18 protein-coding genes are annotated in these 20482 nt (G+C 71.0%); 11 read left to right on the top strand and 7 right to left on the bottom strand.

Annotated features, from left to right (window positions below; genetic code table 11):
* Positions 1 to 57: 57 nt before the first annotated feature.
* Complete coding sequence (mgtE, locus tag GH723_RS17530; RefSeq protein WP_153760854.1) at positions 58 to 1389, bottom strand: magnesium transporter; 1332 nt, start codon at positions 1387 to 1389, stop codon at positions 58 to 60.
* Positions 1390 to 1566: 177 nt separating this feature from the next.
* Between mgtE and GH723_RS17525 the strand changes: the two genes are divergently transcribed.
* The 4 genes from GH723_RS17525 to GH723_RS17510 are packed head-to-tail and all read left to right on the top strand — an operon-like array spanning position 1567 to position 7381.
* A complete protein-coding gene (locus tag GH723_RS17525; RefSeq protein ID WP_195210404.1) occupies positions 1567 to 2664 on the top strand; it encodes a fatty acid desaturase in 1098 nt (365 codons plus the stop codon).
* Positions 2665 to 2713: 49 nt separating this feature from the next.
* A complete protein-coding gene (locus GH723_RS17520; protein WP_153760852.1) occupies positions 2714 to 4993 on the top strand; it encodes a xanthine dehydrogenase family protein molybdopterin-binding subunit in 2280 nt (759 codons plus the stop codon).
* Positions 4994 to 5042: 49 nt separating this feature from the next.
* Positions 5043 to 6629 carry a phospholipid carrier-dependent glycosyltransferase gene (locus GH723_RS17515; RefSeq protein WP_153760851.1) on the top strand — a complete coding sequence of 529 codons (1587 nt, stop codon included), beginning with the start codon at positions 5043 to 5045 and terminating at the stop codon, positions 6627 to 6629.
* Positions 6626 to 7381, top strand: a complete 756-nt coding sequence (locus GH723_RS17510; RefSeq protein ID WP_229022913.1) for a GNAT family N-acetyltransferase — start codon at positions 6626 to 6628, stop codon at positions 7379 to 7381. Before GH723_RS17515 ends, GH723_RS17510 begins: the two co-directional genes overlap by 4 nt.
* 9 nt (positions 7382 to 7390) lie before the next feature.
* On the opposite strand, the gene GH723_RS17505 is transcribed toward GH723_RS17510, so the two are convergent.
* Positions 7391 to 7867, bottom strand: coding sequence for a hypothetical protein (locus tag GH723_RS17505; protein WP_153760849.1), 477 nt, complete (start codon positions 7865 to 7867; stop codon positions 7391 to 7393).
* A gap of 91 nt (positions 7868 to 7958) precedes the next feature.
* On the opposite strand from GH723_RS17505, the gene GH723_RS18580 reads away from it, so the two are divergent.
* From GH723_RS18580 to GH723_RS17490, 4 genes are all read left to right on the top strand, one after another.
* The gene (locus tag GH723_RS18580; protein WP_195210403.1) at positions 7959 to 8108 is read left to right on the top strand and encodes a hypothetical protein; all 150 of its coding nucleotides are present in this window, start codon (positions 7959 to 7961) and stop codon (positions 8106 to 8108) included.
* 268 nt (positions 8109 to 8376) lie between these two features.
* Positions 8377 to 8871 (top strand): hypothetical protein, encoded by a 495-nt coding sequence (locus GH723_RS17500; RefSeq protein WP_153760848.1) that lies wholly within the window; start codon positions 8377 to 8379, stop codon positions 8869 to 8871.
* A 287-nt stretch (positions 8872 to 9158) separates the two neighbouring features.
* The gene (locus tag GH723_RS17495; RefSeq protein ID WP_195210402.1) at positions 9159 to 9656 is read left to right on the top strand and encodes an RNA polymerase sigma factor; all 498 of its coding nucleotides are present in this window, start codon (positions 9159 to 9161) and stop codon (positions 9654 to 9656) included.
* Complete coding sequence (locus GH723_RS17490) at positions 9653 to 11311, top strand: Kelch repeat-containing protein (protein WP_153760846.1); 1659 nt, start codon at positions 9653 to 9655, stop codon at positions 11309 to 11311. The genes GH723_RS17495 and GH723_RS17490 overlap by 4 nt, the downstream gene beginning before the upstream one ends.
* A gap of 424 nt (positions 11312 to 11735) precedes the next feature.
* Here the strand turns inward: GH723_RS17490 and GH723_RS17485 are convergent, their stop codons facing one another.
* Positions 11736 to 11987, bottom strand: coding sequence for a hypothetical protein (locus tag GH723_RS17485; RefSeq protein WP_153760845.1), 252 nt, complete (start codon positions 11985 to 11987; stop codon positions 11736 to 11738).
* The gene (locus GH723_RS17480; protein WP_195210401.1) at positions 11984 to 12616 is read right to left on the bottom strand and encodes a RelA/SpoT domain-containing protein; all 633 of its coding nucleotides are present in this window, start codon (positions 12614 to 12616) and stop codon (positions 11984 to 11986) included. Before GH723_RS17480 ends, GH723_RS17485 begins: the two co-directional genes overlap by 4 nt.
* A 183-nt stretch (positions 12617 to 12799) precedes the next feature.
* On the opposite strand from GH723_RS17480, the gene GH723_RS17475 reads away from it, so the two are divergent.
* A complete protein-coding gene (locus GH723_RS17475; RefSeq protein ID WP_229022912.1) occupies positions 12800 to 13003 on the top strand; it encodes a helix-turn-helix domain-containing protein in 204 nt (67 codons plus the stop codon).
* Between the two features lie 171 nt (positions 13004 to 13174).
* Positions 13175 to 14239, top strand: a complete 1065-nt coding sequence (locus GH723_RS17470; RefSeq protein WP_153760843.1) for a tyrosine-type recombinase/integrase — start codon at positions 13175 to 13177, stop codon at positions 14237 to 14239.
* On the opposite strand, the gene mobF is transcribed toward GH723_RS17470, so the two are convergent.
* The 3 genes from mobF to GH723_RS19090 form a co-directional block, all read right to left on the bottom strand.
* Entirely contained in the window at positions 14229 to 16967 is a 2739-nt protein-coding gene (mobF, locus tag GH723_RS17465; protein WP_195210400.1) for a MobF family relaxase, read from the bottom strand. The two genes, GH723_RS17470 and mobF, sit on opposite strands and share 11 nt — an antisense overlap.
* Before the next feature lie 1270 nt (positions 16968 to 18237).
* Positions 18238 to 18405: a transposase gene (locus GH723_RS17460; protein ID WP_153760841.1), complete on the bottom strand. Its 168-nt coding sequence runs from the start codon at positions 18403 to 18405 to the stop codon at positions 18238 to 18240.
* Between the two features lie 213 nt (positions 18406 to 18618).
* A complete protein-coding gene (locus GH723_RS19090) occupies positions 18619 to 18744 on the bottom strand; it encodes a hypothetical protein (protein ID WP_267471324.1) in 126 nt (41 codons plus the stop codon).
* Positions 18745 to 19185: 441 nt separating this feature from the next.
* On the opposite strand from GH723_RS19090, the gene GH723_RS17455 reads away from it, so the two are divergent.
* On the top strand, positions 19186 to 20430 hold the full coding sequence (locus tag GH723_RS17455) for an ISL3 family transposase (RefSeq protein ID WP_195210338.1): 1245 nt from the start codon (positions 19186 to 19188) through the stop codon (positions 20428 to 20430).
* Positions 20431 to 20482: the final 52 nt, after the last annotated feature.

Raw genomic sequence — 20482 nt, 5'->3', positions numbered from 1 at the left:
GGCGTGGGGGCGATGTCGCCAGCGGGTGGGCGCGATCGCCCCCGCGAGGGGCCGACGTCAGAGGCTGAGGACCAGCTTGGCGACGACGAAGTAGATGACCAGGCCGGACGCGTCGACGAGCGTCGTGATGAGCGGGGCCGACACCACGGCGGGGTCGACGCCGGCCCGGCGGGCGAACAGCGGCAGGGCCGATCCGGCCGTCGTGGCCCAGGTGCACACGAGGATCAGCGTGAACATGATGACCAGGCCGATGTCGCCGCCGTAGAGGAGCGACACGGGCACCGCCGCCGCGGCCGAGAGCATCAGCCCGAGGAGCAGACCGACGCGAGCCTCCCTCCAGACGATGCGCGGCAGGTCGCCCAGTCGGACCTCGCCGATCGCCATGGCGCGGATGACGGCGGTTGACGCCTGGGCGCCCGAGTTGCCGCCGGTGCCGGTGACGAGCGGGATGAACAGTGCCAACGTCACGACCTCGTCGAGGGTGGACTCGAAGATCTGCAGGACGTTGACGGTGAGGGCGGCGGCCACGATGAGGAGGAGGAGCCACAGCGCCCGCACCCGGGCGACGCCGAGCGCGCTCGCAGCGAGGTAGGTGGTCCGCAGCGGGCTGGCGCCACCGGCGAGGGCGAAGTCCTCGGTCTCCTCGTCCTCGAGCACCCGGAGGGCGTCGTCGACGGTGATGACGCCGACCAATCGGGCCTCGGAGTCGACGACGGGCAGGGCGATGAGTCCGGCTTCGCGCACGAGCCGGGCGGCGACCTCCTGGTCGACGTCGGTCGTGACCTGGTGGATGTCGGTGGTCATCAGCTCGCCGACCCGGGCCGACGGCGGGGCGAGCACGAGGGCGCGCAGGCCGAGGATGCCGATGAGGTGCCGGTGGTCGTCGAGCACCGGCAGGGCGTAGACGGTCTCGGCGTCGAGGCCCTCGTGGCGGATCTTGTCGATGGCCTCCGCTGCGGTCATCGACGCCCGCAACGAGACGAACTCGGGGCTCATCAGGCGCCCGGCCGACTGCTCCGGGTACCCGAGGAGGACGGTGGTGAGCGCCCGCTCGTCCGGGCTCAGCTGGGCGAGGAGGCGGTTGACGACCTTGGCCGGCATCTCGTCGAACAGGCGGGCCCGGTCGTCGGGGTCGAGCGCTTCGATGAGGCTGCGGACCCGGTCGGCCCGGAGGCCGTCGAGGACCTGCTGCTGGTCGACGGGCTCGAGCGCCTCGAACACGTCGAGCGCCCGGTCGCGGGGGAGGAGGCGGAAGGCGACGGCGGTGTCCTCGGGGTCGAGGCGGGTGAGCTCGTCGACGATCTCGAGCACGGTGGAGTCGCGGAGCCACGCGACGAGGGGGGCGGTGTCGCCGTCGCGGACGAGCTCGTCGATGCGCAGGTCGCTCACGCTGCTCCCTCCTCTCCGTCGTCCGTGCCGACGGGTGGACGTCCCCGTCGACTGCTCCGTCTATCAGACGACGCCTGCCCCGCACGGCCGCAGGGCACTCTTGACGGTGCCTACCTACCGGTAGGTAGGCTGTGTCCGAACCCCTCCCCACCGTCCGCACGACGAGAGGACGACGAGTTGACGCTCGCCGCTGCTGCCCCCGAGACCGACGACGGCTCGACCACCAGGGAGGGTCGGGAGGGCGCCGGCTCCCTCCTGCCGGTGATCCGCGCCATCCCGCCCGAGGCCTACGACAACCCGACGTGGCGAGGCCTCGCCTACGTCCTCCGCGACCTCGCCGTGTACGCCGCGGCCGTCGCCGGCCTGCTGCTCACGAACCACCCGCTCGTCGTCGTCCCGCTGTGGGTCCTCGCCGGCCTGGCGATCTCCGGCCTGTTCGTCGTCGGCCACGACGCCGCCCACGGCGCGCTGTTCGCCAGCAAGCGGCTGAACGGCGTCGTCGGGCGCCTCGCGATGCTGCCGTCGTTCCACGTCTACGAGGGGTGGATCCTCGGCCACAACCGCGTGCACCACCAGTACACGGTGCGGCAGGGCTTCGACTTCGTCTGGCACCCGTACACCGCCGAGCAGTACCGGGCGATGAGCCGGTTCCAGCGCCTGCGCCACCGGTTCGAGTGGTCGTGGCTCGGCGCCGGCGCCTACTACACCCGCGAGGTCTGGTGGAACCGGATGATGGTGGGCGAGGTGCCCAAGCGCTTCGTCGAGCCGATCCACCGCGACCGCAGGCTGGTCTGGTCCTGGTTCGTGGTGGTGGTCGCCGCCACGGCGGCGTTCGGTTGGGTCGACGGGGGATCGCTGCTCGCCGCCGTGTGGACGCCGGTGAAGGTCGTCGTCGTCCCGTTCCTGGCGTTCCAGTTCATCATCGGGTCGGTCGTCCACGTCCACCACATCGCGCCGGACATCCGCTGGTGGCCGCGCCGCGAGTGGACGAAGTTCAAGGGCCAGATGGAGGGCACCACGATCCTGCGCGCCGCGCCGGGGCTGAACCTGTTCTTCCACTGGATCATGGTCCACATCCCCCACCACGTGGACGTGCGCATCCCGATGTACCGGCTCGAGCTCGCCGCCGAGGCCATCAAGGAGGCGTTTCCCGACACGGTGCACGACGAGAAGCTGCGCTTCCGGGACTTCATCGCCAACACCCGGGTGTGCAAGCTCTACGACTTCGAGGCCGGCCACTGGCTCTCCTACCGCGAGGCGCTCGCGGAGGCCTGAGGCCCGGTCCCCGGGGGCGACGGGCCGGCGGGGCGGTACCGTCCCGACCATGGCGCTCTTCGGCACGAAGGTCCTCCGCGTCGAGGACCCCCACCTGCTCCGCGGCGAGTCGACCTACGTCGCGAACGTCGACCTCCCCGGTGCCCTGCACGTCGGCTACGTCACGTCGACCCTGGCCCACGGCCGGATCGTGTCGGTCGACGTCGACGAGGCGCGCCGGGCGCCCGGCGTCGTGGACGTGGTGACGGCCGCCGACGTCGACCTCGGCCCCGCGCCGCCGGTCAGCCCCGACTACCCGGAGGCGATGGCCCGCCCGCTGCTCGCCACCGGCGTCGTGCGCTTCGTCGGCGAGCCGATCGTGGCGATCGTCGCCGAGTCCGCGGCGGCCCTCGAGGACGCGGCCGAGCTCGTCGTCGTCGACCTCGATCCGCTGCCCGAGGTGGTCGGCGTCGAGGCCGCGCTCGGGGGCGAGGTGCTGCTGTTCCCCGATGCCGGCACCAACCAGGTCAACGACGGCACGAAGGGCGCCGAGGGGCCGCTCCCCTTCGACGAGTGCGAGGTCGTCGCCGAGGCGACGTTCGTGAACCAGCGCCTCGCCCCCTGCCCGATCGAGACCCGGGTCGCGGCGGCGGAGTGGACGGCCGACGACCGGTTCACCTTCTACGCCAGCTGCCAGGGCGCGCACCCGGTGCGGAACCAGCTGGCCGCCGTGTACGGGCTCGACCGCTCACAGGTGCGGGTGGTCACCCGGGACGTCGGTGGCAGCTTCGGGGCCAAGGGCCGGGCCTACCCCGAGGAGCTGCTGCTGCCGTTCCTCGCCCGGCGGGCCGGCCGACCGGTGCGCTTCACCCCGGACCGCTCCCAGGACATGGTGGGGCTCGGCCACTCCCGTGCGCAGCGCCAGTCCGTGCGCATCGGTGGCGACCGCGACGGCACGATCCGCTGCCTCGAGGCCGACATCGTGGGCGACGCCGGTGCCTACCCGCTCGTCGGCCCCAACCTCGTCGTCAACGCCTCGACGCTGCTGCCCGGCCCCTACCGGGTCGAGCACGTGCGGGCTCGGTTCCGCAGCGTGGTCACGAACACGACGCCGACCACGGCCTACCGGGGCGCGGGACGGCCGGAGGCCGCGGCGCTGGTCGACCGCGCGGTCGACGTGTTCGCGGCCGAGGTGGGGATGGACCCGATCGAGGTGCGGCGCCGGAACCTGATCGGCCCCGACGAGTTCCCGTGGTCGAGCCCCACCGGCCTGTCCTACGACAGCGGCGACTACGTCACGGCGCTCGACCGGGCGCTCGCAGCGGTGGCGATCGACGACCTGCGGGTCGAGCAACGGCGGCGCATCGAGGCGGGGGAGGAGCGCCTGCTCGGCGTCGGCTGCTCGGTCTTCATCGACCGGACGGCCGGTGTGCCGGGCTCGGAGTACGGCTCTGTCGAGCTGCGTCCCGACGGCGGCGTGCTCGTCCTGACGGGGTCGTCGCCCTACGGGCAGGGCCACCACACGGCCTGGGCCACGTTGGTCGCCGACCGCACGGGCCTGCCGCTCGACCGCATCCAGGTGGTGCACGGCGACACCGACGTCGTGCCCCGCGGCGGCATCACCGGCGGGTCGCGCTCGGCGCAGAAGGCCGGCACCGCCGTCGTCCAGGCGACCGAGGAGCTCGTCGACCGAGCCCGCCAGCTGGCCGCCGACCTCCTCGAGGCGGCGCCCGCCGACGTCGTGCTCGACCTCGACCGCGGGGCGTTCCACGTCGCCGGCTCCCCGTCGGCGGCCACCGTCGACTGGCGGGCGGTGGCCGAGCGCGTCGCCGCCGAGGGCCCGGCGGACGGGTCGAGCGCGCTGCGCTGCGAGTCCGACTTCGCCGGGGAGGGGCCGACGTTCCCCTTCGGCGCCTACGTGGCCGTGGTCGAGGTGGACGTGGCGACCGGGGCCGTCGAGCTGGCCCGCATCGTCACCGTCGACGACGCCGGGACCATCCTCAACCCGATGCTCGCCGAGGGGCAGGTGCACGGCGGACTGGCCCAGGGCATCGCGCAGGCGCTCCAGGAGGAGTTCGTCTACGACGAGCACGGCACGCCGCTGACGTCGAGCTTCGGCGACTACATGCTGCCGAGCGCGGCAGACCTCCCGACCTTCGAGTCGGAGCTCATGGAGACCCCGTCGCCGAACAACCCGCTCGGCTTCAAGGGCATCGCCGAGTCTGGCACGATCGGCGGCCCGCCGGCGGTCCAGAACGCCGTCATCGACGCGCTCTCCCACCTCGGCGTCCGCCACGTCGACATGCCGCTCACCCCCGAGCGCGTCTGGCGCGCGGTCACCGGCGCATGACCTGACGAGGCCCCGCGGGACGGCAGGTAGGGTCCTCGGCATCGACGACGTGACCCCGACGGACGAGGGCGGACGCGTGCTGCGCGCCCGCCGGTGGGCCGCCCGCCACCACTCGGCGGTGTGGTGGATCACGCTGGTCAACCTCACCTTCGGCCTGGTCTTCACGATCCTCGTGCCGCCGTTCCGGGGTCCGGACGAGCGCTACCAGGTGGACATGGTCCTGCGCTCCGACCTCGGGTACGTCGACCCGTCGGAGCGCGTGGTGCCGACCGACGAGATCCGGGGCGTGGGCTCGCTCGCCGGACCCTCCGTCGACCCCGACCTGCGCTACCGGCCGCCCATGCCCTTCGCCGACGCGGTGCCCCGACCGGACCGACCGACCTTCGGCGAGCTGGCGCAGGAGGTCGTCGTGCGCACCGACGAGGTGCCACGGGCGACGAACCAGCTGTCCCAGCACCCCCCGCTGCACTACGCGGCCGTCGGAGCCTCCGCACGCGTCGTCACCCTGCTGACCCCGGCCGAGGCCTGGTCCTGGGATCGCGAGGTGTGGCTGTACCGGATGCACTCGGTCGCGCTCGTCGCCGCGCTGCCGCTGCTCGCGTCGAGCGCGGCGTTGGTGCTCGGGGTCGGGCGGACCGCCGCCGCGTCGGCCGCGGCGGTGATGCTGCTGTCGCCGATGCACACCTTCATCGGATCGGTCGTGAACAACGACACGACGATGATGCTCGGCAGCGCCATCGCCGTCGTCGGCGCGCTCGCCCACCTGCGCGACGGCACCGCGCGGTCGGCGGTGGTTGCCGCCGCCGGCGGCGCGATCGCCGCCCTGTCGAAGTCGACCGGGGTCACGCTGATCCCGTGGGTCGGCGTCGTCGTGGCCGTCGTGGCGCTGCGCGCGTGGCGCCAGGGCCGGCGGCGGGAGGCGGTGCGGAACGTCGTCCTCGCAGGCTCGGTCTCGGTGATCGGCGCGGCGTGGCACATCACCAACCTCGTGCGCTTCGGCGATCCGCAGCCGAGCGGCGTCGTGCGCCGGGTGTTCCCCGACGTGGAGAAGCCGCTGTGGCGGTTCGCCGAGAACTGGTTCGACCGGGTGAGCGGCACGTTCTGGGGGCGTCCGGCGACGCGGACCGGGGTGATGCTCGACCCCTGGATCACCAACGGCCTGACGGTCGTGATGGCGCTCGTCGTCCTCGCGGCGCTGTGGAAGGGTCGTCGCCGGGCGGGCGTGCTGCTCCTCACCCTGCTGTGCGTGGCGCAGGTGGCCCTCATGCTGCGGACGAACCTCGCTCAGTACCTGCGCAGCGGCGAGCTGGCCGCCCTCCAGGGCCGGTACCTCTACTCGCTGCTCGTCCCGCTCGCGGCGTTGGCCGCGGTCGCGGTGTGGGGGTGGGTGGGGGAGCGCTGGCACGCGTGGGTCCTCGCCGCTCTCGCCGGCGTGGGCGTGGTGTTCCACGTCGTGCTCTCGTGGTCGATGCTCGTCGGGTACTGGGGCGGGGACTCGGTCGGCGCCCGGCTCGACTCCCTGCTCGCCTGGAGCCCGCTGCCCCACCTCGGGAGCCTGCTGCTGCTGTCGACGCCGCTGCTCGCCGTCGCCGGATGGGGCGCGTCGTTGGCCGTTCCCCGTTGGCGGCGACGGTGAGCGGGCCGCGCGACCCGCTCGACAACCCGGTGTGGCACGCGCTCGGCGGGGCGCACGCGACGTTGGCCGAGGTGTCCGGCCGTGCCCGCCGCTACCTCCCGGACGTGTCGATCTTCGCGGGCCTGCCCGACGAACCCACGCCGGACGACTGGGCGGCGCTCGCCCTCCTCGTCGGCGCCGGCGGCACGGCGACGCTCTTCCGTGACGCCGTCCGTGAGCCGCTCGGATGGGAGCGCATCCGCACGATCCCCGTCCGCCAGATGGTGGCCGTCCGCGTCGTGCCGTCGCTCGACGCCGATGCCGTCGAGATGGGTGGCGCCGACCTGGAGGAGGTGCTCGACCTGGTCGCCGCCACCCGGCCGGGGCCGTTCGGCGCGAGGACGATGGAGCTCGGTGGCTACGTCGGCCTCCGGGACGGCGCCGGGCGGCTGGTGGCGGTGGCCGGCCACCGCATGCGGCTGCCGGGTCAGGTCGAGATCAGCGCCGTGTGCACCGCCCCGGAGGTGCGGGGCCAGGGGCTCGGCACCCGGCTGGTGCGCCACGTCGTGGCCCGCGCGGAGGAGGCGGGCGACGGGGTGTTCCTGCACGCCTCGGCCGACAACGTCGGGGCGATCCGCCTCTACGAGGCGCTCGGCTTCGCGCACCGCCGCGCCGTCGAGGCGGTGGCCCTGCGCGTGCCCGGTCGGGACCGGTCCGATGCGGCCGCCGCCGGCGACGAGGTCGCGATCGACGCGTGCAGCGCCGACGGCTGACGTCGTCGGTCAGAGGGGCAGGCCACGTCGACGTCGGGCCAAGCCCCAGGAGGCGATGGCGGCGATCGCGACCGCGCTGACGACGAGGGCGATGCGCACGACGTCGAGGTCGCGCCACGAGGCGAGGTAGGCGGTGTCGACGACGTCGCCGTCGAGGTCGGTCACGTAGGGGCCGCCGCAGTCGCACGGGTCGGGGAGCGCCGTCCAGCCGTCGTCGACCGGGAAGCGGTACGACGTGCCCTCGTCGAGCACCGCCAGACGGCCGCGGACCCGGAACTCGCGCTCGGCCCCGTCCTCGGACCGCACGCGCACCAGGCCGTTGCCGTCGTCGACCTCGAGCACCTCGGCGGTGAGGACCCGCACCTCCTCGGCGGGCCGAGGCTCGCCGCACGCCACATCGCACGACCCGCACGCGGCCGACGGCCCGAGCGCGAGTGCCACCAGCGCCACGACCGCGAGGACCCTCGATGCTGCGCTCCGCCCCATGCGCCCATCCTGCCGGACATCCGTGTGCAGGTGTGGTGATGACACCGTGGGGGGTAGGGGAGCGAGGTCCGCTAGCCAAGGAGGGTTCCTGATGGGACTCGTGGTCCTTCTGCTCATCCTCGCCCTGATCTTCGGTGGCGTCGGCCTCTTCGTCGAGGGCCTCATGTGGGTCCTCATCATCGGGCTCGTGCTGCTCGTCGTGAGCGCCGTGCTCGGCATGCGAGGTCGCCGCACGCTCTAGCGGGGCCACACCTTCTGTCGCCACGGTGCCCGGGCCGCGAGGTCCGGGCACCGTCGCGCCCGTGCGCGGTGCTGCCCGGGCGCCGGCGCCGTTCTGGGTACGGATCGGCGCGCTGAGCGACGCGGTCGGTACCCAGAAGCGTCCGGGTGACGAGTCGTCCATCGGCCCGCGCTGAGACCGGCCATGGCGCGACTCATGACACGGCTGCGTCCGCCGATGGGTTGGTCGCGAACGTGACTCCACCCCCGGCGGAACCGCGAGGAATCAGATGGCGCACGATCACGGCGACGCATCGGCGAGCGGCGACGGGCTGCGGCTCCGATCCTTGTGGCTCGGCGGAGTCGCTGTCATCGCATTCGGGCTCGGGTTCCTCACGGCTCGGTCGCTCGACGGTGACCCGAGCGGCTCGTGGGACCCCGCGCCGGATCTCGACCTCACTCTCCCTGAGGGCAGCGTGTCGCTCGCGCCGGGTCACGACGTCGTCGACCTCTTCGACTCGCCCATGCAGCCCGACGAGCTGCCCGAGGTGAAGTTGGTCGTCCACACCGACGGCTGCGGCGTCATCCGGCCCGAGATCGCCGATCCGCCCCACGGCCTCACCTGGAGCGTCCGCGATCTCGACGGCTTCAGGGTCCTCGGACGAAACGCTCTGAGCGACACGCGCTACCGCTACTTCCGACCGGGCACCTACACGGTCGTGCTCGAGGCCTGGGACGGCGAAAAGTACGCGGCGATCAGCAACGTGGTCACGATCAGCTGCTGATGCCGGAGAGACACAGATCTCGATGAGCTAGGACGACGACCAACCCCTGCACCGACCGACCTTCCCCCGAACCGCGAGTGACGCGAGCGAGGGAGGCGGCTCGCCGCCAGGGGGTGCGGTCGTTCTGGGTACGGATCGGCGCGCTGTGCGACGGGATCGGTACCCAGAAGCGTCCTAGGAGCGTTCGAGCGCCGGGACGCGCAGCGAGGCCGATGCACACCTGTGATGTACGACGCGGTTCGGGTGGCGCATGCAACGGGACGGGCACCTGGCGCGTCAAAGGGCTGATGGACAGCGGGAGCCCACGATCGATCTCGGCGCCGGCCGCCGGCACCGGCGCCTGGCCGGTCGCCCTCGTGGACGAGTACCGCCATCGCTTCGATGCGCTGTGTCGGTTGGCCACGATGCTCCTCGGCAGCTCCGCCGAGGCGGAGGAGATCGTGCAGGAGGCGTTCATGGCCACGGCGCGGCGCGGGGCGTCGGTCCGGAACCCCGGGCCGTACGTGCGACGAGCAGTCGTGAACGGGACGCTCGGCGTCCATCGCCGGCGACAGACGGCCGCCAGGCGTCGGCCCGACCCTGCGCCGCCCGACGCACCCGTCCAGCTCGTCGAGCTGCGGGACCTGCTGTTGGACCTCCCCGAGCGACAGCGCACCGTCCTCGTCCTGCGCTACGTCGAGGACCTCGCTGACGACGAGATCGCAGCAACCCTGGGTTGTCGTCCCGCCACGGTGCGGTCGCTCGCCGCGAGAGGGCTGGCCGCGATCAGGAAGGAGATGACGTGATCGACCTCTCGACCGACGACGGGGTGCGCGAGGCGCTGAAGGAGATCGCGTCGTGGCCCGCTCCGGCTCCCATCCAGGACGCGACGGTTCCGTACGCCGCCGAGCGGCCGGAGCCGCAGGCCCCACGCAGCGCCTACGTGCTGGCGGCCGTGGCGGTGCTCCTCCTGATCGTCGGTGCTGCCGCGATCTTGTGGACGGGAGGGGCCGCGGCCCCGGTCGCCGCCGCGCGCGGCGAGTGGAGGGGGATGGCCGACGCCCCACTCGCCCCGAGGTTCGAGCCGGTCACACTCTGGACCGGCGACGAGCTGCTCGTCTGGGGTGGCTACGACGTCGACAACGTGGAGCTGGTCGATGGAGCGGCCTACGACCCTTCGACCGACGAGTGGCGCACGATCGCCGACGTCCCGTTCGAGCCCGTTCGTCGCACCGGTGTTCCCGTGGGGCAGCCAGGCACATCGATGTCGTACGACGTGGACGGCGCCGTCGTGGACGGGGTGGCGTACTTCGCCGTCGCGACCGACGAGTCGGCCCCGCTGGTCGACCTCGTCGCCTACGACCCCCTGGTCGACGCGTGGCGGATGGTCGGACGGACGCCGTTCCAAGGGGTCGAGACGGTCACCACGACGGGGAACGTCCTCGCCGTCGTCGGATGGCGCCCCGAGACGGACGCCGTCGGGTGGGCCACGGTCGACCCCGCCAGCGGCGACTGGTCCGAGCCACTGGACGTGCCGAACAGCGGTGCGCTCGCTGGCTTCCCGCCGATCGGAGGCGCCGACGACGTCGACGGCCGAGCCGCGGTGCTCCGCGGCGGGCCGATCGACCGGCAGGCTCCGATGGGCTTCCTCCTCGAGCCGGGCACCGGCGAGGTGACCCTCCTCGAGATGCCGACGGAGCTGCCGTTCGGCGCAGCGACGGCAGGGATCTGGGGAGAGCTCGCCTCGGACGGCACCCTGGTCGGCGTCGCCAGCTCCGACGACGGGCAGCTGGCGCGCGTGGCCTACCGCCTCGATCCCACGAACGGTCGTTGGTCTGCGGTGGCGAGCCCGAGCGCCGGTCCGACGGACGGGGACCACCAGGCCATGGTCGTGGCCGTCCGGGACGGCACGTTGGTGCTGGGCGGACTCGAGCTCGACGGGACGGAGGGCGGTCTGCGCTCCGTGCCGGCGGCGCAGGCCACCGATGAGGGGGCACACCGCTGGCAGTCCCTCCCCGGCGCGCCGATCGACCTCGATCGCGTTGGCCACGTCGCCGTGTGGACCGGCGACGAGGTCATCGTCTGGGGTGGCGCCACTGCTGGGGGGTCGGGGAACGTCCCCACCGTCCCGCTCGCCGACGGCGCCATCTACCGGCTGGCCATCGCGTCGTCCTCGGTGGATCCGCTCGCGCAGCAGGTGTGTCCCGCGGTGGCCACAGGGATGCGCGTCGTCGGTGGCACCCTCGTCGCCGGCTTCGACACCACGGTCGGGGAGGTGGCGCACCTGCTCGGGGAGCGCACTGAGGGGAGCGATGTCCCCGCGGTCGTCTGCTGGTACGAGGATGCCGAGTTCCTGGGAGCGCTGGAGGAACCCGCGGCGATGACGGACGCGATGACGGTCCACGTCGACGGCGAGATCGTGCACGCGTCGACGAGCGACGGACCACCTCGCCGCCCCTGACCGGACCTCACCGTTCGCGCCGCCGCAGTGATGTCGCAAGCGGGCGGACCGGCGCCGTTCTGGGTACGGATCGGTGCGCAATGCGTCGCGATCGGTACCCAGAAGCGTCCGAGCGGTCGGGCCGGGCAGAGCGGCCGAGAGCGGCCGGGCCGAGCGCGTATGCGGGTCGGGACGCGCAGGAGGCCGGACCCGGGGCCCGGCCTCGCTGTCTGGTGGTCGAGACCGGCGTCGATCCGGTGACCTTCCGCTTTTCAGTTCGTGTCGGGCGATTCTCTGACCTGGCGAGATTCGCGTCGTCGCAGGTCAGCGGTCGTTTTCGTTTACCGCTAGTGACCGCGATCGACCGCAGTTCTCCGCCCGATGTTGCACGTATGTTGCACGCACGTGGCGGGAGGCCCGGGCCGACGGTGTCGACGCTGTGGGATCAGATGCCGGCGAGGTACTTCGACACCGACACGGAGCCGTCGAAGTAGTTCGCGTGGGTCCGCTTGACAGTCTCGAAGGAGTCCGAGCCGATGAGGACAACCTCGATGTCCTTGCGGTCGCCGAACTCGGCTTCGGTCGCGGCGTACGCAGCAATGGCAGCGTCGGCGTCCTCGCCGTACTCCCGGGTCTGGATCAGACTGCCCGCCTGGTGGTCGAACACGAGCAGGAAATGCTGGATTCGATCGGTCATCGGTGGCCTCCTCCCAGGAACGGTAGTGCTGCCTCGCGCAAGGAACTCAGTCTAGTGAGCGCTTCGGTGGGGACGACTCCCCCTTGCTCCTCGATGGCCATGACCTCGGAGATGCCCCCGAGAAGGTCTAGAACCTCGGGAGGCCCGTACCCGCTCTTGAGGTCCTCCCCGAGCCGTCCCCCCAACCGCTCGACGGTGATGGCCCATTCGTGCATGACCTGGGTGCGGAGCTGCACCTCGATGGGGCGGCCGTCGTACTGAACGACGACGTGGACCCCTCGGTAACCGGACCGCCGGGACTCAGAGATGTAGTCGGACACTCGCAGCGGCGGGCGGTTCTTCGAGAGGCGGCGCTGGACGCGGCGTACCTCGTCGATGGAGTCGAGGACGGCGCGGCACCCACCAATGTCCTGCATGTTGGCGAGCTGCATCGTCGGCTCTCGGACGGTGAGCTTCTCGATGATCGTGGGTACGCGCTTCAATCTCTGGGAGACCTCCACCACGCAATGCTCGGTCTTCACGACTGAGCGCAAGCCCATTGTTGCCTTGGTTAGGGGCAGCCGATGGGCGGCACGGTGGGCGAGTAGGACAGCAAGAGCGCGCTCGTGCTCTTCCGGGGAGACGCTCATGAGCTCTCCCCTGGCCCATCGGCGTAGTACCCGTCCGGCCTTGTTCACTTGGGACTTCGAGGGTTCCGCCACGCTCTCATCGTGGCCGATGTGGGACTGAGGCGCGCTTCTCCGCTGTTTGTGGGGAAGTTCTGCGGTCGTCGGCGGCCTAGTGGGGTGAACGCTGGCGACTGGAGGACCATCGTGACGACCCGACCCGAACCCCACCATGCACTGATCGACCTTCCCGCTGTCGCCGAGCGACTCGGCGTGAACGAGCGGCACATCCGCCGGCTCGTCGCGGAGCGGCGGATCCCCTTCCTGAAGTGGGGCCACCTCCTTCGCTTCGATCCCGACGAGATCGACCGGTGGCTCGAGTCGGCGCGCCGAGGAAGTTGGTCGGCCTGAACCCTCGCCCGTCGTAGCCTGAGGGTCTGCGTCGCCGGCCCGCGCCCTGGCCGGCCATTCATCCGCCGAGTCGGAGGTCTGGTCGTGGCGCGCAGAGGGTTCGGAAGCATTCGCAAGCTTCCGTCGGGGAGGTGGCACGCCTCCTACATCGACGAGTTCACGGGTCGGCGCGTGAACGGGCCGTCGACGTTCACGACGAAGGCCGACGCCGGACTCTGGCTCGCCAAGGTCGAGACGGACCGCTCGCGTGGAGTCCTCCTGGATCGCGAGCTGAGCCAACGACCGTTCGGCGAATGGGCGGCAGGGTGGCTCACCGGGCTCCACGTGAAGCCCAAGACCGAGGTCAGCTACGAGTCGTGCCTGCGCAACCACGTGATGCCGGTGTTCGAGGATCGGCCCATCGGATCGATCACCTACCGGGACTGCAGGTCGTTCGTCGATGACCTGAGGTCCAAGGGACTCGCGGCGGGCACGATCGGCGAGGCCCGCAAGATCTTGCGTCTCGTGTTGCAGGAGGCGTTGCGGGAGGACGCGATCCATCGCAACCCCGCCGACGGACTGAGGGTGCCACGAGGCTCGCGGACGGAGATGGTGTTCCTCACCGTCGAGCAGGTCTTCGCTCTCGCCGACGCAGTCGCGAATCCACCGCGGCCCGCGAGCCACCCGCTCCAGCACTGGCCCTCATACGGCTTGCTCGTCCGCTTCGCTGCCTTCAGCGGACTGCGCGCGGGTGAGGTCGCGGCACTGCGAGTCGGCCGAGTCGCGTCCGACGGCTCATGGGTGGAGGTGGCCGAGTCGGTGGAGGAGGTCCATGGACAGTTGGTCTACGGGCCGCCGAAGACCTACAGCCGTCGCCGTGTCGATCTGCCGGCGGCGCTCGCCGACGAGATGGCCGCCCATCGAGCGAGTCGTCCATCGGACCCGGCTGCGCCGTTCTTCACGTCCCCATCCGGCGGCTCGTTGCGACACACGAACTTCTACCGTCGCTTCTTCAAGCCGGCCGTCGGACGGGCCGGGCTCGAGCAGCGGACCCGCTTCCACGACCTCCGCCACACGGCGGCGGCGCTGATGATCGCCCAGGGAGCGCACCTCCTCGTCGTCAAGGAGCGTCTCGGCCACTCGACGATCGCGGTGACAGCCGATCGCTACGGCCATCTGTACCCGTCGCTCTCGGCACGCCTGACGAATCAGCTCGACGCCGTCTACGAAGGCGGTCGTGACGGGCTCACCTCCTGAGCCCGCGGTCGAGGCCCGGTGTTTCTCGCTGAGCTTCGCCCTGCAGCTGGTCGAGTCGAGCCCGCATCGCGGCGACGCGCTCGTCGAGCTGCCCTGTGACGTCCGGAGCCGCGGCCGTCGGAGTCCGTTGGTCTTGACGGCTCGGCGTCCGCTCGAGGAGAACGTCCTCGAGCTCGGGTGCTTCTCGTCTGGCGGCTCGGTGGAGCTGTCGACGGAGGGCGAGGGCTGAGTCGCCGTGGGGTGTGCGTTCGATCATGGTGGTGAGGGCATCGGCGGGGTCGAGGGTTCCGGTGGGGTCGGTGATCCAGGCGCTGTTGTCGTGTCGGCCGCGGGTGAGAGCGACGTAGGCGTGGTTGCGGGTGGTGCCGGGTTCGAGGACGGCGAGGCCGATGTCGACGGTGTCGCCTTGGTTGCCGTAGCCGGTGACGGCCCATCCGAGCTCGACGTGACCTTCGACGTAGCCGGCGGGAAGGGTGACCGTGCCGCGGTCCGGATGCGCGACGGTGAGCGCCCCGTCGGCAGTGAGGGCTGTGACGGTCCAGGTGTGGCGGTTCCGGACCTGCTCGCCGCGGTCGGTCAGCAGTGCCGGGTCGTTGCGCCTTGTCGCGACGGTGTCGCCGACGACGACGCAGGTGCCGTCCGCGAGTGTCCGCCGGGCGCTGCGGTGTCGATGGGGGTCGTGGCGGTCGAGTCGCCGCTGGATCTCGGTGTTGAGGGCGCGGGCCATGTCGGCGGTGTTGGTCGTGACGGCGACGGTCCGGCCTCGATTCACCTGTGCCTGGTGGACGTCCGCCACGGCCGCTGCCACCAGGGCGGGATGGATCGTGTCGAGCCGCCGGTGGGCGGCGTAGGCCTCGGCGGCCCTGGGGTCGCCGTCGCGGAGGGCGAGGCTGGCGTCGGCCTCCCACTCCTCGGTGAACCGGCGTGGTGTGTCGAGACTGTGGTGCGGGAGGGTGTTGCACCAGTGGGCGAACACGCCACCGCGACCCACCGCAGGCAGTTGGGCGGGATCGCCGACGGCAACGAGCCGCCAGCGGTGGCGCTCGGCGAGGTCGACGAGTTGTGCGAGGTCGTCGGTGCGGGCCATGCCGGCTTCGTCGACGATCACCGTCGTGCCCGTCGGCCACACCGATGGCTGACCGTGCGAGTGGCGGGTGTGGAACCCGGCGAGGGTGTCGGTCGGGCAGCCGGCCTCCGTGCGGAGAACGTCGGCGGCCTTGCCCGATGGAGCGAGGCCGACCACCGGTCGACCCTCTGCTCGAAGTCGCCGGACGGCGTAGGCGGTGGCGCTTGTCTTGCCTGCCCCGGCCGGGCCGACGACGAGGACCAGGCGGTCGTCGCCGGCGATCGCAGCAGCAGCGCGTTCCTGAGCGTCAAGGCCCGGAGCTGATGGGACGTGGCCGGTGCCGTGGGTGGCCCACTGCTGGAGACGGGTTTCCTGGTCGAGCACGTCGGTGGTGGTGAGCCGGCGATCCGTGACGTGCTCCCGGACCGCGCGACCATCCTTCCTTCGAGGACCTCGCGTGCGGTCCGGTCCGAGCTCGACACAGCGGTCCATGGCTCGTGCGGCGAGGGCGTCGATGCGTCCTGTCACATCGGCGGCGCGCCCACCGTCCGGCGGGATGATTAGGGAGAGATGGCGGGCGACGTCAGCTCCGAGCCAGGTCGATTGTTCGTCGACGACTCGCCGCAGCGCCTCGTCCACGAGCTGGTCGTCGGAGAGCCGGCGGGCGGGTTCGGGTCCGGGAAGCAGATCGAACCTGAGCTGGTCGGGGTCGAACCCGACCGTGCGGGCCTGGTGCCGCCAGGTGTCGTGCAGTGCTGCGGCGTCCGTGCCGTTTGCCTTGGCCGGCCGAGAGGCCACGGCAGCTGTTCGCTCGAGGGTCGCGATGGTCCGCGGGTCGGGATCGGCGCCGTCGTGTTCGGTTGACCAGCGGCGGATCAGCTCGTCGAGCTTGTCGGCGACCTGCCCGGAACGTTGCGACAACAGGTCGCGCACCGACGCGGGGACACAGGTCATGTCCGACGGGCCGTCGGCGGTGGGTTCCCATCCGATGGCGAGCCGGCGGGTGAGCTCGGCGCGCAGGGCGGCGTCGTAGATCCAGCCGATGGTGCGCTGCTGGTACTTCAAGAACCGCGCATCGAGCGACAACCACTTCCCGGCGGGGTCCTGCACCTTGGCGACGATCACGGCGTGGGTGTGCAGCTGGGGATCCATCGCGCGGGACGTGTGTTGGCGGAAGGTCGCCACCGCGATCCCTCGGGTATCGACCTGGAGGACACCGTCGCGGCCGCGGCGGGTCACCGCGCCGTGTCGTTCGAACCAGCCGAGCGCGGCGTCGACTGCGGCGTCGTGGGCGGCGAGGACCTCGGCGCGGATCCACGGGTCCGGCGACAACGCCCACAGCGCGGACACCGACTTCGGCGCCGAGAACGTCGCATCGAACCCACGTGCCGACGAGTCACCGAAGGCCCGACCCAGCTGCTCGTTCGTCACAGGGTGGTAGCCCTCGAGGATCGCCCGGAGCTGCTCGCCGGTCACCTCACCCGACACACCCAGCCCGGCGAGTCCTCCGCCTCCCCACCGCCCCGGCGGTTCGTTCGGGTCGAGGTAGTAGTCCACCGGGCCGCGACCCAGCCCCGGTCGTTGGCGGTCCTCGGCGAGACCCGCGTAGTACGCGAGCAGTCCGCCCAGTCCAGCTGCGGTCGACGCCTTCAACGTCGTCACCCGCATCACCCCACCCACCGCCGTCCGCGTCGTGCAATGGGTCGTGGTCGCCCCAATGCACTCGTCTGTCGCTCCATGCCTTCACTAGGCCGACGAGCGGGCCAGATCTTCCGAAGATGAATCCGGAGGCCGCGATTTCGGTGTGCCGTCTCAAGGGTTGGGTTGTGAGCGACAGGAGAACGGCGTTGACGCCGTCGCCGGGCGGTTGGTTCCGTATGTGTTCCACGCAGCAGAGCGGCGCGCAGCCGAAAGCCCAACCGCCACGATCACCGTCGCTGAATCACCTGACGAACTCAGCTGCTGCCGCGCAGTGACCGTGGCCCGCTTCGGTGGACACCTCGAACGCCGCGGCCCTGGCCTCGTCCAGCTCGGAGTGTGCGGACGCCACGACCTCAGGCTGACCCGCTCGTCGGCCCGGTCCTCCGCCGTCGCTGATCCTCTCCCCGTCTGGCAGGCATCATGGCTAGCGTTCCGCCACGCCCGCTACTGTCCCGCCCCGCCACCCGGGAAAGGTCGGCTACGCCGCAGCGTAGAGCAGTGCCACCAACGCCGCGATCACGAGGAATCCGAGTACCGCCCATCGAAATCGCAGCCGAGCGACGCCCTCTAGCAACAATTGCGATAGGAACGCCCACATCGAGCTTGGTCCTTTCGATCAGAGCGTCGACTGGAGAAGCGCGGTCGTCCCTGCTGATGCAAACATGGCCACTCCCTGACAGACCCTACCGCCAACCAGGGTTAGCCATCCGCCAGAGATCGCTGCCGCTCTCGCAATGCACATGCCGCCAGTGCGGCTTACCGATACACCCAACCTTCGGACATCCAATCAGCGGCTGACCGCCTACAGTTCACTCATTGGGAGGCTCAGGACCCGGAACACGCCTCACGATTGCCGCTACAAGAACGAGGCACAGCAAGAAGAACGCGACCGAAGCGACCCACGCAGGAGCGCTTGCTTCGATAGCGACCGCACTGACCACGACGAAAAGGAGCAGGCTTCCCAGAAAGGCCATTAGGAAGCTCCGATTGGGCGTGATCTTCATGAGCACGAATCGTAGGCGGGTAAACTCGGTACGCCGCAACACCAAAGCCCAGCACGATTAGCGGTGCGGCGGCGACCGTCGCGGCGGTTCCCACCCCGGCAGCCTTAGCAGCCACGAGCGCTCGCGTTCCCGTTGACCGAACTCCACCGACCGCGACACTTCGACCAGAGCACAGAGCCGCTTCACCTCATAGAGGTCCCGGTGGTCATCGACGAAACGGAAGCGGCTCACCGTGTCGTCTCCTTGGCGAAATAGGCGGCTGCCTTGCGCAGGATCTCTCGATCGGTGCGCAGCTCGATGTTCTCCTTGCGCAGCCGGGCCGGCTCCTCGCGCTCGGACTCCGACAACGCATCAGGATCCGCCCCGCGACGCTCGCGATCGCGCTCCGCGGCCATCCAGTTCGCCAGGGTCGAGTCGCTGATCCCCAACCGACCGGGCGATCTCCACCCTCGGCCGATCACTGGTCCTCACCAACTCGACCGCTTCGCGCCGGAACTCCGGCGGGTACTTCGACGGACGCCCCATCCAGGGCACTCCTTCCTCTGGCCTCACGCCAGAATCGGGTGTCCACGCTCAGGGGTCAACCGCAGGTCAAGGGCAGAGCGCCATCAGAGACTGGCGACGATGAGGACGACTATGACTACTGCGAAGATGAGCAAAGGCGTGAGAAAGCTCCAGCGCAGGATTCGCTCCGCCGCTTTTGTCATTACTTCCTTCTCGTTGTCGCGCTTCACAGCTACCTCCGCTGCGCTACAGAACCGACTCGAATGCCCTACCGGTGGCCGACCCGGCTACCCAACAAGCCGCCGCCCCCGGCGTCCCGATGCCCCCCGTGAAGCCAATCCACGCAACGATACAAGTTGTCACGCCGAAGAACTTCCCTGTCGCGTAGAGGGTAGCGCCGACTAGCCCGTCCCCTGGCGTCGCATTGTCGTCGAGGAGGTCCTGACCGGCTCGGACCCATCGACCAACGACCGGCAACTCGCTCCATGCGATGAGTCCGGTGGGGATTGCTGCAGGTTTGGGGGCGCTTCGCGGATGAGCGGGGTGTGAGGGTCCCTGACGCGTAGCAGGGGCCCTGCGAACTTGGCGATGTCTGACGTCGTCGAGTCCGAGGTGCCCCTGCTGTGTTCAACGCTACGCGCGCGTGCGAGCTTCTTGTCGGTCTTGGCGCTGTGAAGGTCCTCGAGGTGGTCGAGCCGCTGGTCGGCCGGCTCGAGATCACCGTCGAGTCGATCGTGGACGCGCCGGTCTGTCCGAACTGCGGGGAGCGGGCGTGGGTCAAGGACCGGCCGGTGGTCGAGCTGGTCGATCTCACCTGCTTCGGCCGCCCGGTGACGTTGCGGTGGCGCAAGCACCGGTTCTGCTGTCCGAGGCGGTGGTGCCGGCAGGGGTCGTGGACCCATGAGGACCCGCGGATCGCCGCGCCGCGGTTGTCGGTGACCGACCGGGCTGGGCGGTGGGCGACCCGCCAGGTCGGCCGCAACGGCCGGGCCGTGTCCGATGTCGCGGCTGAGCTCGGCGCGGACTGGCACGCGATCAACGACGCCGTGATCGCCTACGGGACCGCGCTGCTCGACGCCGACCAGACACGGGTCGGCGCGGTGGCGGCGCTCGGGGTCGATGAGGTGCTGTTCGCCCGGCTGGGTCGATGGCGGACCCAGGCGTGGTCGACCTCGATCACCGATGTCACCTCGGGCCAGCTGCTCGACGTGATCGAAGGGCGCTCCTCGGCGGGGCTGTGCGCGTGGTTGGCGGCCATGCCCGTCACATGGCGTGACGCGATCGCCTGGGCGGTGCTGGACCTGTCGGGGCCGTGGCGCCTCGCGTTCGACACGATGCTGCCCGACGCCGGCCAGGTCGCCGACCCGTTCCATCTCATCAAGCTCGCCAACCAGCGCCTCGACGAGGTCCGCCGCCGCGTCCAGCAGGACACCCTGGGGCATCGGGGCCGCAAGGACGACCCGCTCTACCGATCCAGGCGGCTGTTGACCCGAGCCGACGAACGCCTCGACGACAAGGGCAGAGAGAAGCTGTTGGGACTGCTCGACGCCGGTGACCCCCGAGGCGAGGTCCGCACCGCGTGGCACGCCAAGGAGACCGTGCGCGGCATCTACGACATCGACGACCCCACCGTCGCTGCCGAGTTCATCGATCGGCTCGGCCACGACCTCCAAGACGAGTCCTGCCCGCCCGAGGTCCGCCAGCTCGGCCGCACCATCACCAAGTGGCGCCACCAGATCGCCGCCTGGCACCGGGCTCGCGTGTCCAACGGGCCGACCGAGGCGATCAACAACCTCATCAAGAGGGTCAAGCGGGTGGCCTTCGGGTTCCGCCGCTTCGCCCACTACCGCGTCCGCGCCCTGCTCTACGCCGGCCGCCCCAACTGGGCGCTACTCGCCACCGTCACTCCCCGCTGAAACGCGAAGCGCCGGTTTGGTTGACATCTCTTTCGCCCGGCGTGGTCGGGCG

Origin of the sequence: Actinomarinicola tropica (assembly GCF_009650215.1) — a bacterium.
Classification (GTDB): domain Bacteria; phylum Actinomycetota; class Acidimicrobiia; order Acidimicrobiales; family SKKL01; genus Actinomarinicola; species Actinomarinicola tropica.
This window is presented reverse-complemented; position numbering and strand designations above follow the sequence as displayed.